Raw genomic sequence first — 14,261 nt, 5'->3', positions numbered from 1 at the left:
AGGCCCTAGGGTATGACAAGCAATCAGGAAAGAGTAGGCCTTGACGCCTTGCATGAACGGCTCCACCGCGTATTACCGGCGGTATCCCTGTCCTGCCAGGCTTTGCCGAAGACACCGCAAATCCGTTTGTGGCTGCTGGATGAGCTGTTTCCCGAACAGGCGCTGGACCCGCAAATCGTCAACGCGATCATGGAAGAGCCGCCGTACTGGTCGTTTTGCTGGGCATCCGGTCAGGTGCTGGCGGAATTTCTGCTCGCGAACCCGCAGTGGGTACAAGGGCGCTGTGTCGTGGATGTGGGGCCGGGCTCCGGGGTGGTGGCGATTGCCGCGGCGATGGCCGGCGCCAGTCGTGTGATTGCCTGCGATCTGGACCAGGATGCTCTTACGGCCACCGCCCTGAATGCGGCGGAAAACCGGGTGAATCTGGAACTCAGCCAGGATCTGGACAGTGCCCTGGCGGTGGCGGATCTGGTGACTGCGGCGGATATCCTTTACGACCGGGAAAATCTGCCCCTGCTGGCCCGCTTCCAGCAGGCCAGTCAGGTGCTGCTGGCCGACTCCCGGGTGCCGGACCTGAATCCGCCCGGTTACCGGCTGCTGGGCCAGTGGCAGTCCTGTACCTGGCCGGATCTGGGAGAATCCAGCGAGTATAACGGGGTACGAGTGTTTGCCTCGGAACCGTCGCCATGAAGCAATGTCAGAAAAGCTGTACGGCGTAGCTATCCGCCCCGGCGGCCCCTGCATCTGCCGTAGGGAGGAGGGAAGGCCTCCCCCGTTGTAAGTCGCTTTTGGTGTGTTTTCTCAATACAGGAGGAACGACGTTGTTGAATTCCAAGAATCCGCTATACCCCGCTGTCTGGATGCTGACACTCTGTGTCATCGCCTTTTCCCCGGCCCGGGCGGCGTTGCCATCGGCTACGGGTGACGGCCAGGCGCTGCCATCGTTGGCGCCGATGCTGGAAAAAACTTCCCCGGCGGTGGTCAATATCGCCATCGAAACGCGGATCCGCACTGCCCGAAATCCCTTGATGGAAGATCCTTTTTTCCGTCGCTTTTTCAATATCCCCGAGCACCAGCAACGGGAGCGCCGTGCCGCCAGTGCTGGCTCCGGCGTTATCGTGGATGCCAGGGAGGGCTACGTACTGACCAATGCCCATGTGGTCAAGAACGCGGACTCCATCGAGGTGACCCTCACCGATGGTCGTGAGTTGTCCGCCGAGCTGGTGGGTACCGATGAGGAAGTGGACCTGGCAGTGCTCAAGCTGGAATCTGCCGAGGATCTCACTCAGATTGCCATTGCCGATTCCACGGGGCTGCGGGTCGGTGATTTTGTGGTGGCCATCGGCAACCCGTTCGGGTTGGGGCAGACCGTCACCAGTGGCATCGTCTCCGCGCTGGGCCGGACCGGCCTGGGCATTGAAGGCTATGAAAGCTTTATCCAGACCGATGCCTCCATCAACCCGGGTAACTCCGGTGGGGCCCTGGTCAACCTGAATGGCGAACTGGTGGGGATCAATACTGCCATTATTGCCCCCGCCGGCGGCAATGTGGGCATCGGCTTTGCCATCCCCACGGAAATGGCCGAGAACGTGATGCATCAGTTGATTGAGCATGGCGAAGTGCGCCGCGGCGTGCTGGGGGTGACCATCCAGGATCTCACCAGCGAGTTGGCGGAAGCCTTCGGGGTCAAGCGCAAGAGTGGTGTGGTCATCACTCAGGTAATGGAAGAGAGCGCGGCGGAAAAAGCGGGTATCAAAAGCGGTGATGTGGTGATTGCCGTGGATGACCGTCCGGTGAAGCGCGCCGCGGATCTGCGTAACAAGGTCGGCATGGCGCCGGTAGGCGAGAAGGTGAAGCTGACGGTGCTGCGTGATGGCAAAAAGCGCGAGATGACTGCGGTGATCAGCGAGTCCTCCGAGCAGGCATCCAGCGGTGAGACCGTTTCCAAGTATCTGGAGGGCGCCAGCCTGCGGGACCTGCGTAAAGGCGAGTTGCAACATGCTGAAAGCGGCGTGCTGGTGGACGAGGTGAAGCAGGGTTCGCCGGCCTGGCGCGCGGGTCTGCGCCGGGGTGACGTGATCATCAATGCCAACCGTCAGGATGTGCAGAATACGGCGGAACTGCGTAATGCCATCGACGACAAGGATGGCACTCTGCTGTTGCGGGTCAATCGTAACGGTGGTGTGTTCTTCGTGGTGATTCGCTGATTCGGTTGAGTTGAACGTTCAAAGTTGAAAGTAAAAAAGCGCGGGCGAGTCTGGTGTTTAAAACTGCCAGGCTGTGCCCGCGTTTCATTTCTGCAAAAGCGCTGATGGCGCTGTAGGAGCTATGCTTGCATGGCGAACCTTGGCCAGAGAAACCGGATCGGCTGCTAGTATTTCACTGTCAGGGTGGTCATTCCACAAAACTCACTCTTCAAATTTCCCATGTCGACCGGCGCCTTGCCGGAAACGTTCGGCGCCACCGATGGCTTCTTCGAACACTACCGGATATCCGCCAGCGCCTTCCTGACGCAAGGCTTCCTCCTGGGGCAGATCCCATTGTCGATAGGCAGAAAGCCGGTCAGCCTGCAGGCAGTGTTGCGGGAAGGCGGCGATTTGTCGGGCCAGGGCAATGGCTTCATCCAGCGCCGTGCCGTCGGCGACCACCCGGTTGGCGAGTCCAATCTGCAACGCCTCATCGGCGGCCACCGGCCTGCCGGTGAGGATCATGTCCATGGCTCGGCTATGGCCGATCAGGCGTGGCAAACGCACGGTACCGCCATCGATCAGAGGGACTCCCCAGCGTCGGCAGAAGACGCCGAAAGTGGCTGATGTCTCCACCACCCGCAAGTCACACAGCAGCGCCAACTCCAGGCCGCCGGCCACGGCAAAGCCGCTGACAGCGGCAATTACCGGTTTGCTCAGCAGCATGCGGGTGGGTCCCATGGGCCCGGGGCCGCTGCCGGTTTCATCGATCTCATTGCGTCGTTGCGGATCCGACAGGGCGGACAGATCGGCGCCGGCACAGAAGTTGCCACCGGCGCCGGTGAGAATAGCCACCTTGAGGTCAGCGTTGCGTTCAAAGGTCTCGAAGGCGGTACGTAACGCATCCGCAGTGGGGCGATCCACCGCGTTACGCTTTTCGGGGCGGTTGAGGGTGATGATGAAAAGGTCGTCGAGGGCCTCGGTGATTACCGGTTGTTCAGTCACAGGGCTATCCGTTTGCTGCCGTTTTCCGCATCTAACCATAAAAGAAAGCCGGAAGGGGAGCGGTGGTCGTTACCGCTCCGCTTTTCAGTTTTCAGTAGGCCAGGGTGAAACGCTGACGTTCATGCTGCGGATGGTCCACTTCATCCAGTAGTGCCACCGCATAATCCTGTACAGAAATCCGGCTGTTGCCCTGGTCATCCACCAGCAGATCATCATGGCCCAGACGGAACTGACCGGTGCGCTCACCGGGAAAGATTTCCGCTGCCGGCGACAGCATGGTCCAGTTCAATGCTGACTCTGCCTGCAGCAGGGCCAGGGCATCCTGGGCGCCCAGAGCGGTGGCTTTGTACTCCTCCGGGAAGGCCGGGGTGTCGATCAACCGTGTGTCCGCCGCTACCCGCAGGGATCCGGCCCCGCCCACGATCACCAGGCGAGGCACGTCAGCGGCTTTCGCTGCCGCGATAATGGATTTCACCCCCTGCACATAGTAGCCACGGATATCGTCCTGGGCGTGGCCGCTGAAGGAGCTGATAACCACCTCTGCGCCGGTGAGCGCTTCAGTCAGTTGCGCGGTGTTCTGTACGTCTACCTGTTTGACGCTCAGGTTGGTGGCCGTGGCATTCAGCTTTTTCGGGTGACTGACCAGGGCGGTCACCTGATGGCCGCGATCCAGGGCTTCTTCGCGCAGCGCTGAACCGATAAAACCGCTGGCACCGATCAATGCAATCTTCATGGGGTATCTCCTGATTCGATGTGTTTCGAGCAGTATCGGCATTTGCACTGATTGGGAAAATAGCCTAATAAGTAAATCAGTGTTGTTGATTTCTAAACAGTGAGACCGGCGTGGAAGCGGAATACGATCTTAATGCCTTGCCCCTGTTTTTGGCGCTGGCCCGGGCGGGCAGCTTTACAGGCGCGGCGGAACGGTTGGGGTGCAACAAGAGCAAGATCAGCCTGTCCATCAAGCGGCTGGAGCAGCGTCTGGGTGTGGCGCTGGTGACCCGCACCACTCGCCAGGTGCACCTGACTGAAGCCGGTGAGCGGCTGCTGGCCGGGCTGACCCCCCTGTTTGCCGAGCTGGAAGGCCTGCTGGATCAGGTGGAAACCGACCAGCAGACCCTGCAGGGGGAGCTGCGCATTACCGCCCCGGAGGATTTCGCGGCCCAGGTGGCGGCCCCGGCGGTGGTGGCCTTCAGTGAGCGTCACCCGCAACTGGAAATTGAATTGCGCACCGGCGACAGCGTGGCGGACATGGTCAAGGAGGGCATCGACCTGGCCATTCGCCTGGGCTGGTTGAAAGACTCTTCCTTGCGCGCCACTCGCCTGGGCGAGTTCGAGCAGTTTCTGGTGGCGTCGCCGGCCTTCATGGCAAACCATGGGCCGGTCAGTCATCCCCGGGATCTGGCTGCCTTGCCCTGGGTGACGTTTACTCCTTTGCCGTCACCGTTGACCTGGACTTTTTCCCGGGCAGACGAGCGTTGCACAGTACGCATGCAGGGGGCTCTGAAAGCCAACACCACGGCAGTGACCAAGCAGTTGCTGCTACAACAGGCAGGCCTGTCGGTGCTGGCGGACTCCATTGCCGCAGAAGCACTGGCGCGGGGCGAGCTGGAAAGAGTTCTGCCTGACTGGGATCTTCCCGGAGGTGGCATTTACGCGGTCTACCCGCCGGGGCGGCATACCCCGGCCAAGGTGCGGGCCTTTGTGGAATTTCTGCGCGAGCAATTATGAAATGAGTTATGTGAAGACCTACGAAGAGGAAACTCTCAGCCGCGACGCCGTGGAGCAACGCCCGGGCACCTGGGTGCTGGAATTCGGTGCCAACTGGTGCGGCCACTGCATCGCGGCCCAGAAGGACATTGAAACCGTCCTGGCCTCCCGGGCAGAGGTGAACCACGAAAAGATTGCCGATGGCCCGGGCCGTCCCCTGGGGCGTAGTTATCGAGTCAAACTGTGGCCCACGCTGATTCTGGTTCGTGACGGTCAGGAAATAGACCGTGTGGTGCGTCCCACCAGTGCTGAACAGATCCGCCAGCTTTTCCCGTAAGAGTGTCGCTGGCGGCGCGCTTTCCGGCCTGGATCAAAAGCATCTGACCGTGGAGGGCACCGCGCACCAGAGCGTTATTGCCCGGTTTCCAGCACCACCTTTCCCACCGACTGCCCCGAGCGCAGCAGCGCCAATGCCCCATGGGCATCGTCAAAGGCAAAGCGGTGCCCTACGTGGGGCGGTGGCAGGGCAATCGTTTGCAATTCTTCCAGCAGCGCCTGCATCCTGTCTTTCTGTTCCCATAACCAGATCAGGTTGAACGCCAGTACCGAGCGATTACTGCTGATCATCTCCATCACGTCGTAGCGGGGGCGGCGCAGATAGCGCCAGGCGGCTTTCAGGTAGTTGGGGCGGTTGTGGCTGGGAGTGAACTCGGCGGCACCGAAAACTACCAGCCGACCCATGGGATTGAGCGCGTCGAAGCTGGCGCTCTGGACCTTGCCGCCGATGGCATCCAGCACCAGGTCGAAGCCTCGTTCATCCCGTTGCAGTTGCCGGGCAAAGTCTGCCTCCCGTACCAGCACATCCTCGAACCCTTGTTGCCGCAGCCAGCTCGCTTTCTCTTCGCTACCTACCGTGCCGGTGGGGCGGGCGCCCAGCGCCTGTGCCAGTTTCATGGCCTGCAGGCCCACACCACCGGCAGCGCTGTGGATCAGCACTTGCTGGACCGCTTGCAGGGCACCGAGGTGAGTGAGGGCGTACCAGGCGGTCAGGGTCTGTGCCGGCCAGGCGGCGCCCTGGGCATAGTCCCACTGGGGGGGCAGCGGGATCAGGTAATCCGCTTCGCTGTCGATGACGGAGGTATAGCCACCGAAGCGGGTGACGCCCATGACCCGGTCGCCCACGGCAACCCCTTGTGTCTGCTGGCCGACTTCCTGCACCTCGCCAGCAAACTCCAGGCCGGGGATAAAAGCGCCCTGCGGGGTGGCGGAATAGAGCCCGGTGAGGGCAAAGATATCGGCAAAGTTCAGGCCCACGGCATGGACCTTGATGCGGACATGGTTGTCCGCCAGGGCGGGCAGGTTACCGGTATACAGCGTCAGCCGCGCCATATTGCCGGCGCGGGGTGTCTGCCAGTAACGAAAAGTGCTCATCCCGTTCTCCGCCGCAAAAGCGAAAGTATGGGACGGGGCGTGGCAGAGCTCAATGGGCCATGAAGAGAATGGTATTGAGGGTGATGGCACTTTTCTTTTCCCGGACGAACCGGTTGAATGACGGGCAACGAAATTCTTCACTGGGAGTAAAGATGGTCAACAATCCGGATATCGGCAAGTTGGTGCTGCGTTTGATGCTGGGGTTACTGATGTTGTTGCACGGTATCAGCAAGCTGCAGCATGGGGTGGGCTGGATTTCAGCGGAGCTGGCGTCTCACAGTCTGCCGGGCTTTCTGGCCTATGGGGTTTTTATCGGTGAAATTATTGCCCCGTTGATGGTGATCCTGGGCGTGCATACCCGTATTGGCGCAGTGCTGATCGCCGGCAATATGCTGGTGGCTTTGGTGCTGGTGCACATGGGCGAGCTGTTTGCATTGAGCAAGACCGGAGGCTGGGCGCTGGAATTACAGGGCTTTTTCCTGTTTACCGCAGTTGCCATTTTCTTTTTGGGGGCTGGTAAATACGCCGTGAGGAACTGAGTGCAGGCGGAGTTTTTCGCACGCACTGTCTCAAGGCCGCCGACTCAACAGGGCGGCCTTTTTCGTTCAGGCGAGTCTACGCTCAGGTACAGTAGCGACCGTACTGGCTCAGGGCCTTGCTGCTGTGCGGATCCACCAGATCCACCCAGACCTGCATGGACGCCTGATCCCGGGTGTTCTGTAATTTGGTGAAGTCGCCGGCAACGATATTGCCTTTCAGGGTGTCGCCTGCCTGGGGTGTGGTGCCGTCCAGTTGTTTGACCAGCACCATGCCGCCACGGGTATTGAGCAACATGTATTCGCAACTCTGACTGAGAATGACGGTGGCCTGTTGCTGGTTGGCGTGTGCTGTCTGACCGAGCAACATACAGCCCGCAAGACCGGCACCGAGCAGATGCAGTTTCAGTGCTGACATGGGGATCCCTTCCTTTTTATTGTTACACCTACACCTTACTGCGGCGTACTGGCCCGACCTGTTGTGCAATGTCAGTAAAGCTGTAACCGGGGTGTAGTGTTTTTTTACATTCCATCGACCAGGGAGCCTCGGCATAACTCCTTGTAGAGGCTCCCTGGATGGTGGCACAGACGATGTCACCGCAACATCATCGTTATGTCTCTTTATGCAGTAGGGATTTCGGCCGATAAAAGCCGTGGTGAGTAATAGGAAAGACATGGAAGTGCGGACGGAGAGGGCGGGGACCCGCAACAAAAAAGCCGCACCCGGAGGTGCGGCTTTCAGGTCGGCATGACTGCCGGGAGCGGGATTATTTCAGTTCCTTGGAGCTCAATCCCAGTACCCGGCGGGCAATGACCAGTTGCTGGATTTGCTGGGTGCCTTCGAAGATATCCAGAATCTTCGAGTCGCGGGCCCACTTTTCCAGCAGTTCGTCTTCGGTGTAGCCGATGCTACCGGCCAGTTCCACGCAGCGCAGGGTGATCTGATTGCCCACGCGCCCGGCCTTGGCCTTGCAGATGGAGGCTTCCAGGGTGTTGGCCTTCTTGTTATCGGCCATCCAGGCGGCTTTCACGGCCAGCCAGTAGGCCGCTTCCCAGTCCGCTTCCATGCGATAGATTTCCGCTTCCACCGCGGAGCAGTTGTCCACCGGCTTGCCGTAATCATAGGTCATGCTGTCCTTCAGCAGTTCCTTGATGCGCTCCAGGGAAGCTTTGGCGCAGCCGATGGCCATGGCGGCAACCAGCGGGCGGGTGTTGTCGAAGGTCTCCATGACCCCGGCAAAGCCCTTCTTGGTATCGATCTCCGGGCTGCCCAGCAGGTTCTCTGCCGGTACGCGGCAGTCATTGAAGTTAATGGCCGCCGTGTCGGAAGCACGGATGCCCAGCTTCTTCTCCAGACGGGCCAGTTCCATGCCCGGGGTGCCCCAGTCCACCACAAAGGACTTGATGGCAGCACGGCCCAGTTTCGGATCCAGCGACGCCCAGACCACCACACAGTCGGCCCGGGAGCCGGAGGTCACATAGATCTTCTCGCCGTTCAGCACATAGTGATCGCCGTCCTTTTTGGCGGTGGTGCGAATGGCCGCGGAATCGGAGCCGCAGCTGGGTTCGGTGATGGCCATGGCCGCCCACTTGCCCTTGAAGCGTTCCAGTTGCTCGTCGTTGGCCACCGCGGCGATGGCCGCATTGCCCAGGCCCTGGCGGGGCATGGCCAGCAGGAAGCCGGTATCGCCGTAGCACATTTCCATGGCACCCAGGCAAACGCCCATATTGGCGCCGTTTTTCACGCTGCCGTCGTCCTTCACCTTGCCGCTACCGGTGGTGGCGGCGCCGGCGGAGTTGGCCGGATCACCCTCGTTGAAGCCATCCAGCACCGACGCCAGCATATCCAGCTCTTTCGGATATTCGTGCTCGCCTCGGTCGTACTTGCGCGAGATCGGGCGGAGGGTGCTCTGGGCCACCTGATAGGCGTTGTTGATCAGGGGTTTGAACTTCTTGGGAATTTCGATATTCATGGTTGTCTCCCTCCTTACAGGTGCAGGCCGCCGAAGGCGACGCCTATGGCACGCAGATCCCGGTACCAGCGCTCCACCGGATATTCATGGGTGAAGCCGTGACCGCCCAGCAATTGCACGCCGTCGGTGCCGATCTTCATGGCCTTGTCCTTGACCAGGGTGCGGGCCAGATGGGCCTCACGCTGGAAGGATTTGCCCTGTTCGGCACGGCTGGCAGCGCGGTAGGTGAGCATGCGCATGGAATCCAGCTCGATGGCGATGTCGGCAATCATGAACGCCACCGCCTGACGGTAACTGATGGGTTCGCCAAAGGCGGTGCGCTCGTTGCAATAGGGCACCACATAGTCGAGCACGGACTGACAGGTTCCAACGGCCAGTGCACACCAGGCCAGGGTGCCCAGGTCCACAAAGGCACGGTAATCGAAATCACCGTTACCCAGGCGGTTTTCCACCGGCACGCGCACATTGTCCAGCTTCAGCGGACGCTGGCCGCTGGCGCGGATGCCCATGGAAGGATCATCGCCGGCCACCAGACCGTCGCTGCCACCTTCCACGATGAACACGGCGGGGCCGTCATCGGCCTGGGCGGCCACCAGGAAGATTTCTGCTTCGGCGGCCAGCGGCACCAGGGACTTTTCACCGTTGAGGACATAGCTGTCACCGTCCTTGCGGGCGGTGGTCTTGAGTGCCATGGGGTCGAACAGCGGATAAGGCTCGCACACGGCAATGGTGGCCTTGGGCGGGCTTTCTTCCGCGAAGGTGCTCAGGTATTTGTCCTGCTGTTGCGCGGTGCCCCACTGGGTCAGGGCATTGGCCACCCCCATGGGAGCAAGGATCGCCACGGCCTGACCCATGTCGCCGTGGGCCAGATCTTCGGCCACCAGCATGCTGGTGACGGTGGAGCGCTCGGTGGCTGCGCCGCCCAGGGATTCCGGTACCGCAAAATAGTTGAGCCCCAGTTCCAGTGCCTGGGCAATCACCTCATCGCTGGTCTTCTGGGCGGCATCCGCTTCTTCGGCCTTGTCACGCAAGACATCGCGGGCAAAGGACTGCACGCTGTCGCGAATCATCTGCTGCTCGTCGGTGATACCCAGATCGAACAGGTCGCGGGTATGCCCCGGGGCATTCAGCCGTTCCGGCTTGCTGCCCGGGTTGCTGGACTTGAAGGTACGGGCCGTGGTGGTGAGCACCTGGAAGCCGCTTTTGGTGAGCGTGTAGGCAAGCCGTTCCACGGTCTTGCGCATGCCGATCTTGTCCAGCACTTCCGAGCTGGCCAGGCGGTTAAGCGCGGTCAGCGCATAACCAACTGCATCTTTTGCCATGAGAGTTCGCCTCGTTGTTGTGTCTATTTGCACTCGATTATGGACCGGAGGGGCTCAGTCACATTGACCAGTGTGACCGATGGGTCGGGCCAAGTAGCAACACGTTGGCGCCAAAGGCCTGGTAACTACGGGCGGTGAAGGGTATGGGAGGGAAGCTGGTAACGGCTATCATTTCTACGAAGCCGCTGTAGGAGCGGAGCGCAGCGGAGTAACGCACGTAGTTCCGTGCGGCCCGAAGGGTGAGCGAAGCGAATAACCTATGCTTGCAAGCGAACCGCGCTCGCGCGGAAATCGCCCGGAGGGGAATCAGGAATCGCAGAGCTCGACAGGTCTATCCAAACCATCCCGATCCGGTGCCACCATAACCCTATTCGCCATGCGAGCATGGCTCCAACGGGGGGAAGGTGGCTGCACTGGTGGCCGAATCGCGCCGCGAGCGACGCTCCTACAGCCCGGGTCGTACCGTTGAGCGCGGGCAGGGCGGCATCCAATTAGCACGGCCCAACCCGCGTTGCAGCTTCTGGCTTGAGGCTTGCAGCTGTCTCTACAGATTTTCGTAGCGATTCATGTCCAGGACCCCGGCCTCGGTAGGCTCGTGTTCTTCCAGGTAGCGGGTCAGGTCGTGGAAGTAGGTCCAGAACTGTGGATGGGTTCGTCGGATGCCGAAACGGGCGGTCAGTGCCGTGAAATCCTTTTCTTTCTTGATCGCCTGCATGGCGGACACGAAATCCTCTACCTCCTTCGCTTTCACGTTGAACATGAAGTTGGGATAGCTGGCCAGAACACCGGGGTAGATCGTCAGGCTATCCAGCGGGGACTGGTAGCGCAGCGACTCCCCCAGCATGAAGGCCACATTGGTGTGGGCCCGATTGCGAATCAGGGTATAGATCTCCCGCTCACCGTTGTCATTTTCCACGCGCAGCATGGTGACTTCGGGCATGAAGTTCACCGCTTTCAGGTCCTGGGCCAGGGTGGAAGCAATACCCACCAGCGCGGTTTCCGGCGCTTTTAACCAGTCAGCAATATCATTGCGATGACAGTCTTCCCCATCGCACCGATTGATCGGGTCAGGACGGGCGTTGATGGCGGCAAAACGTTTCAACAGGGCATCGTTGAATTCATTCACCGGGGTACGGGTCTGGTACTGGATGCCGGTGGGATGCTTGGTATCCACTGATGCGTAGCTCACATACAGACGCAGCTTGCCAGTGTTTTGGTACCAGTTTTCCACCACCGGTGTGCGCAGCTCACGAGGGAAATAACGCAGGGTATTCTGTTCAGCGCCATTACGGATCAGGTCGAAGTAGAGGCGGGTCTGGGCCTGATGGGAGACGGAACCAAAGACATTAAAGTTGACGACCAGGTTGTAATAGCTGCGTTCGAACAATGGGTAGTCCATCACCCAGGTGGTCAGGGGCAGATCCCCGATCAGTCCCTTGCGCACCGAGGCATTGTCATGGTGACGGAAGATGGTCAGCAGGGCGTTGCGGTTTTCACCGTCGCCATCCCAGAGACTCTCCCAGGTGGGTCCCTGCGGGTCCTTTTCGCCATAGGCCTGGTGCCGGGCGTTCAGGTATTCATTGCGATTTTCGCTGTACTTGAGCCACTGGGGACCCAGTGACAGCAAATTGTCTTCCTGGCCCGGCAGACCCAGAAGACCACTGACCTTGGCGCGGTAATTGGCGTCGGTGATGTAGAGGTCGTGATCGGGATCCTGAAACACGGCCCAGAACTGGTCGCGTATCACATCGGTGGCCACCTGACCCCGGCATACCGGACCGCGGATAAAGGTGCGCACAAAGTATTCGGCCTCATCCAGCATGAATTGATAACGCGCTCGCGCGGGAATATCTGCAAATGTCAGGAAGGGATTGGCCTGTTGTTCATAGCTGTAGCCGGGCAGCTTTTCCACTTCCCAGTCGCCGGCAAAGAACTGTTCGCGGGTGCGAGCCAGTTTTTTATCGTTAAGGGCAAAGGTGATGTGTGTCTTGTGGACCAGGCTACCGCGCACCGGTGCCAGGCGGTACCAGAAGTGCTCGGGGGGCAAGTCATTCGGGCGCACGCTGTCAACGGGCTTCACCGGCTCGCCCGGAGGGGTGCTGGAGCGGTACAGCTTGAAGAAATGATCCGGTTTGCTGTCACTGTCATTGCCGAAATACAGGTGGGCCAGGAACAGATGTTCGTAGAGCCAGCGAGCCACAAGTTGATGGCGCTTGTCTTGCTGGTTGAGCATTTTCTCCCAGGCAAGGATCTGGCGCTGCTCATCCTCTGACAGAGAAAACGTTTGGTAAGACAGCGGAGCGCCTTGCTTCAGCCATTCTCTGACGGTAGCAAACTCCTGGTCAGTGAGGCCGGTGACGGCCAGGGGCATACCGCCCATGGGATGCTTGTCGGCGTAATCGTCGAATTCTGCCGGAGTCGGGCAGCTGTTGATTCGCTTCAGCCCCAGTACGATGTCATCCGGTAATTTTTCGTTGTCAGCAAAACGCTGCTCTCTGCCCAGCTCGAGCATGTTGTAGAGCAGCGATGACTCCATACCGTGGGTGCTGTCGATTACCGAAAAGAAACCCTTGTCGCGCCATTGCGCGGTGGTGAATGCGTCTTCAAAGAGGCGGGTAGGCGGCACGGATTCGGTGCGCACACCATTGTAGACCTTGTTCTTGCTGGCGCCCCGGTCCAGCCCCTCCGGGGCTTCCAGTTTCAACTGGCAGGGAGCGTCGTAACAGCCGTGGCAAGCCAGACACTTGGTTTCAAAAATAGGCTGAATATCGGTCTGATACTTGAGTGGCCGCTCGGCAGCAGTCACAGGCGTCAGCAAAAAAAGCGCAGCAAACAGACTCAGACAGACCCGATATCGGGGAAACAAGGACATATCACCGTCTCCTTGTGAATTTGAATCAGTCTATCTGTGTCGGTGCGAAGTGGCTACGCTTGTGCGGCAAACGGTGCCGGGAAAAGCGGGAGAAACTGCATTGAGGGGGAGGATCAGAACATGGGGATCATGGTGGCGGCCCAGCCTATCAAAACGGCAATCACGGCGGCGGCGGTGAGTTGGTGTCGCAAGTGGCGATACCAGTCGGGCAAGGCTTCGGTGAACACCATCTGCTCGGTGCCCCAGACAAAAACCAGGCCGGCAGCCAGCATGGGCAGGGAAAACTCCAGCGGCAGCAGCAAGGCAAACCAGCCCAGTACCGCCGGCATGATGCCGAATAGCAAGGTGGGGAACTGATTGCCGCGGTCAAATTGCTGCAGGGCTCTCCCCCAGTGAACGGCACCCAGAAAGGCAATGATGATGGCGGCATAGGCCGCGATGCCTTGCAGTGCCCACTCTCGGCAGGTCTCTATCCAGGCCAGTAAGGCAAGGCCGTAGAAGGGAATCAAGCCACCGTAAGCGAGCCAGCGTGCACGGCGAATATTGTTGACGGTATGAGGGCCCAAGGCGGTCATCCATGATGTTAGGGAATGTGATTATTATCTTGCGCCCGGAGTGAAGGTGAAGACAAGGGAACCGCTGAGTATGGGCGGCGCTACTCAGAGGCTCTCAGGGGGCTTGGCTCGCGGACCTTCCAGGGTGTGGGAGTGAGATGTTTGGGCAGGTAAAGCGGGTGGGCCGGTTCTCCGGAGCCGTTGAGGCGAATGCAGTGCATGGCGGGTAATCGATCAGACACGATGCGAGCACGGTTCATGAATCGGCCATGGTTGCCCCAGGCTGCGACGACCAGGTCCGCCTGACGGGCCAGCTTGCGCAGCCATCGGTCATTTTTCGGGCCCACCGGGTTGTCGGTGGCAAACAGGTCCTCCGGGTAGGTGGCCCGGTAGGCAAACAGGTTGGCCACGCACAGGCCGGAGTAGCCCCAGTCCCGGGCGAAGCCCATGCAACGGCGAATGGTCGGGTCATCCTGACGATGGTCGGCAGTGGACGGATTCAGACCGATCAGCAATAAAAAATCATCCCCGGGGCCCCAGTGTCGCCACAGGGCATAGCGATATTGGCGGCAACGGGAAAAATTGGCGCTGCGTTGCAGGGTAGGGACGGACTTGGTCATGGCTGCGTATTGTAGGCATCTGCCATGATATGACCAGCAACAGGAGACGTTA

Annotated in this window: 14 protein-coding genes; 5 read left to right on the top strand and 9 right to left on the bottom strand. The window is 60.0% G+C overall.

Features of this window, described 5'->3' with window-relative positions:
- Window positions 1-12: 12 nt before the first annotated feature.
- Window positions 13-690 carry a 50S ribosomal protein L11 methyltransferase gene (locus tag C4S63_RS01530; protein ID WP_063510058.1) on the top strand — a complete coding sequence of 226 codons (678 nt, stop codon included), beginning with the start codon at window positions 13-15 and terminating at the stop codon, window positions 688-690.
- Between the two features lie 170 nt (window positions 691-860).
- Complete coding sequence (locus tag C4S63_RS01525) at window positions 861-2,207, top strand: DegQ family serine endoprotease (RefSeq protein ID WP_063525646.1); 1,347 nt, start codon at window positions 861-863, stop codon at window positions 2,205-2,207.
- Window positions 2,208-2,408: 201 nt separating this feature from the next.
- On the opposite strand, the gene C4S63_RS01520 is transcribed toward C4S63_RS01525, so the two are convergent.
- Both C4S63_RS01520 and C4S63_RS01515 read right to left on the bottom strand, forming a co-directional pair.
- On the bottom strand, window positions 2,409-3,191 hold the full coding sequence (locus tag C4S63_RS01520) for a crotonase/enoyl-CoA hydratase family protein (RefSeq protein ID WP_234999907.1): 783 nt from the start codon (window positions 3,189-3,191) through the stop codon (window positions 2,409-2,411).
- Between the two features lie 91 nt (window positions 3,192-3,282).
- Entirely contained in the window at window positions 3,283-3,924 is a 642-nt protein-coding gene (locus C4S63_RS01515; RefSeq protein ID WP_103916492.1) for an NAD(P)-dependent oxidoreductase, read from the bottom strand.
- Between the two features lie 110 nt (window positions 3,925-4,034).
- Between C4S63_RS01515 and C4S63_RS01510 the strand changes: the two genes are divergently transcribed.
- Together C4S63_RS01510 and C4S63_RS01505 are read left to right on the top strand one after the other, a co-directional pair.
- On the top strand, window positions 4,035-4,922 hold the full coding sequence (locus C4S63_RS01510) for a LysR family transcriptional regulator (RefSeq protein ID WP_103916491.1): 888 nt from the start codon (window positions 4,035-4,037) through the stop codon (window positions 4,920-4,922).
- Between the two features lies 1 nt (window position 4,923).
- Window positions 4,924-5,238, top strand: a complete 315-nt coding sequence (locus C4S63_RS01505; protein ID WP_062816994.1) for a thioredoxin family protein — start codon at window positions 4,924-4,926, stop codon at window positions 5,236-5,238.
- Window positions 5,239-5,312: 74 nt separating this feature from the next.
- Here the strand turns inward: C4S63_RS01505 and C4S63_RS01500 are convergent, their stop codons facing one another.
- On the bottom strand, window positions 5,313-6,332 hold the full coding sequence (locus C4S63_RS01500) for a zinc-binding dehydrogenase (RefSeq protein ID WP_062816995.1): 1,020 nt from the start codon (window positions 6,330-6,332) through the stop codon (window positions 5,313-5,315).
- A 152-nt stretch (window positions 6,333-6,484) separates the two neighbouring features.
- Between C4S63_RS01500 and C4S63_RS01495 the strand changes: the two genes are divergently transcribed.
- Window positions 6,485-6,871 carry a DoxX family protein gene (locus C4S63_RS01495; RefSeq protein ID WP_062816996.1) on the top strand — a complete coding sequence of 129 codons (387 nt, stop codon included), beginning with the start codon at window positions 6,485-6,487 and terminating at the stop codon, window positions 6,869-6,871.
- 82 nt (window positions 6,872-6,953) lie between these two features.
- Here the strand turns inward: C4S63_RS01495 and C4S63_RS01490 are convergent, their stop codons facing one another.
- From C4S63_RS01490 to C4S63_RS01465, 6 genes are all read right to left on the bottom strand, one after another.
- Entirely contained in the window at window positions 6,954-7,286 is a 333-nt protein-coding gene (locus C4S63_RS01490) for a hypothetical protein (protein WP_062816997.1), read from the bottom strand.
- A gap of 349 nt (window positions 7,287-7,635) precedes the next feature.
- Window positions 7,636-8,841 (bottom strand): acyl-CoA dehydrogenase family protein, encoded by a 1,206-nt coding sequence (locus C4S63_RS01485; RefSeq protein ID WP_062816998.1) that lies wholly within the window; start codon window positions 8,839-8,841, stop codon window positions 7,636-7,638.
- 14 nt (window positions 8,842-8,855) lie between these two features.
- Window positions 8,856-10,163 carry an acyl-CoA dehydrogenase family protein gene (locus C4S63_RS01480; RefSeq protein ID WP_062816999.1) on the bottom strand — a complete coding sequence of 436 codons (1,308 nt, stop codon included), beginning with the start codon at window positions 10,161-10,163 and terminating at the stop codon, window positions 8,856-8,858.
- A gap of 544 nt (window positions 10,164-10,707) precedes the next feature.
- A complete protein-coding gene (locus tag C4S63_RS01475; protein WP_103916490.1) occupies window positions 10,708-13,035 on the bottom strand; it encodes a fatty acid cis/trans isomerase in 2,328 nt (775 codons plus the stop codon).
- A gap of 113 nt (window positions 13,036-13,148) precedes the next feature.
- Window positions 13,149-13,601 (bottom strand): DUF3429 domain-containing protein, encoded by a 453-nt coding sequence (locus tag C4S63_RS01470; protein WP_231874221.1) that lies wholly within the window; start codon window positions 13,599-13,601, stop codon window positions 13,149-13,151.
- Between the two features lie 89 nt (window positions 13,602-13,690).
- The gene (locus C4S63_RS01465) at window positions 13,691-14,209 is read right to left on the bottom strand and encodes a DUF1643 domain-containing protein (RefSeq protein WP_062817002.1); all 519 of its coding nucleotides are present in this window, start codon (window positions 14,207-14,209) and stop codon (window positions 13,691-13,693) included.
- Window positions 14,210-14,261: the final 52 nt, after the last annotated feature.

It is taken from the genome of Alcanivorax sp. DSM 26293 (assembly GCF_900107995.1).
Lineage (GTDB): Bacteria > Pseudomonadota > Gammaproteobacteria > Pseudomonadales > Alcanivoracaceae > Alcanivorax.
Note: the sequence above shows the minus strand (reverse complement) of the source record. Positions and strands in the feature narration are given on the sequence as shown.

What these genes read in the sequence shown, in the direction of transcription:
- C4S63_RS01530 (WP_063510058.1), top strand. Translation starts at nt 13, where the DNA reads ATGACAAGCAATCAGGAAAGAGTAGGCCTTGACGCCTTGCATGAACGG.
- C4S63_RS01525 (WP_063525646.1), top strand. Translation starts at nt 861, where the DNA reads ATGCTGACACTCTGTGTCATCGCCTTTTCCCCGGCCCGGGCGGCGTTG.
- C4S63_RS01515 (WP_103916492.1), bottom strand. Translation starts at nt 3,924, where the DNA reads ATGAAGATTGCATTGATCGGTGCCAGCGGTTTTATCGGTTCAGCGCTG.
- C4S63_RS01505 (WP_062816994.1), top strand. Translation starts at nt 4,924, where the DNA reads ATGAGTTATGTGAAGACCTACGAAGAGGAAACTCTCAGCCGCGACGCC.
- C4S63_RS01500 (WP_062816995.1), bottom strand. Translation starts at nt 6,332, where the DNA reads ATGAGCACTTTTCGTTACTGGCAGACACCCCGCGCCGGCAATATGGCG.
- C4S63_RS01495 (WP_062816996.1), top strand. Translation starts at nt 6,485, where the DNA reads ATGGTCAACAATCCGGATATCGGCAAGTTGGTGCTGCGTTTGATGCTG.
- C4S63_RS01490 (WP_062816997.1), bottom strand. Translation starts at nt 7,286, where the DNA reads ATGTCAGCACTGAAACTGCATCTGCTCGGTGCCGGTCTTGCGGGCTGT.
- C4S63_RS01485 (WP_062816998.1), bottom strand. Translation starts at nt 8,841, where the DNA reads ATGAATATCGAAATTCCCAAGAAGTTCAAACCCCTGATCAACAACGCC.
- C4S63_RS01480 (WP_062816999.1), bottom strand. Translation starts at nt 10,163, where the DNA reads ATGGCAAAAGATGCAGTTGGTTATGCGCTGACCGCGCTTAACCGCCTG.
- C4S63_RS01475 (WP_103916490.1), bottom strand. Translation starts at nt 13,035, where the DNA reads ATGTCCTTGTTTCCCCGATATCGGGTCTGTCTGAGTCTGTTTGCTGCG.
- C4S63_RS01465 (WP_062817002.1), bottom strand. Translation starts at nt 14,209, where the DNA reads ATGACCAAGTCCGTCCCTACCCTGCAACGCAGCGCCAATTTTTCCCGT.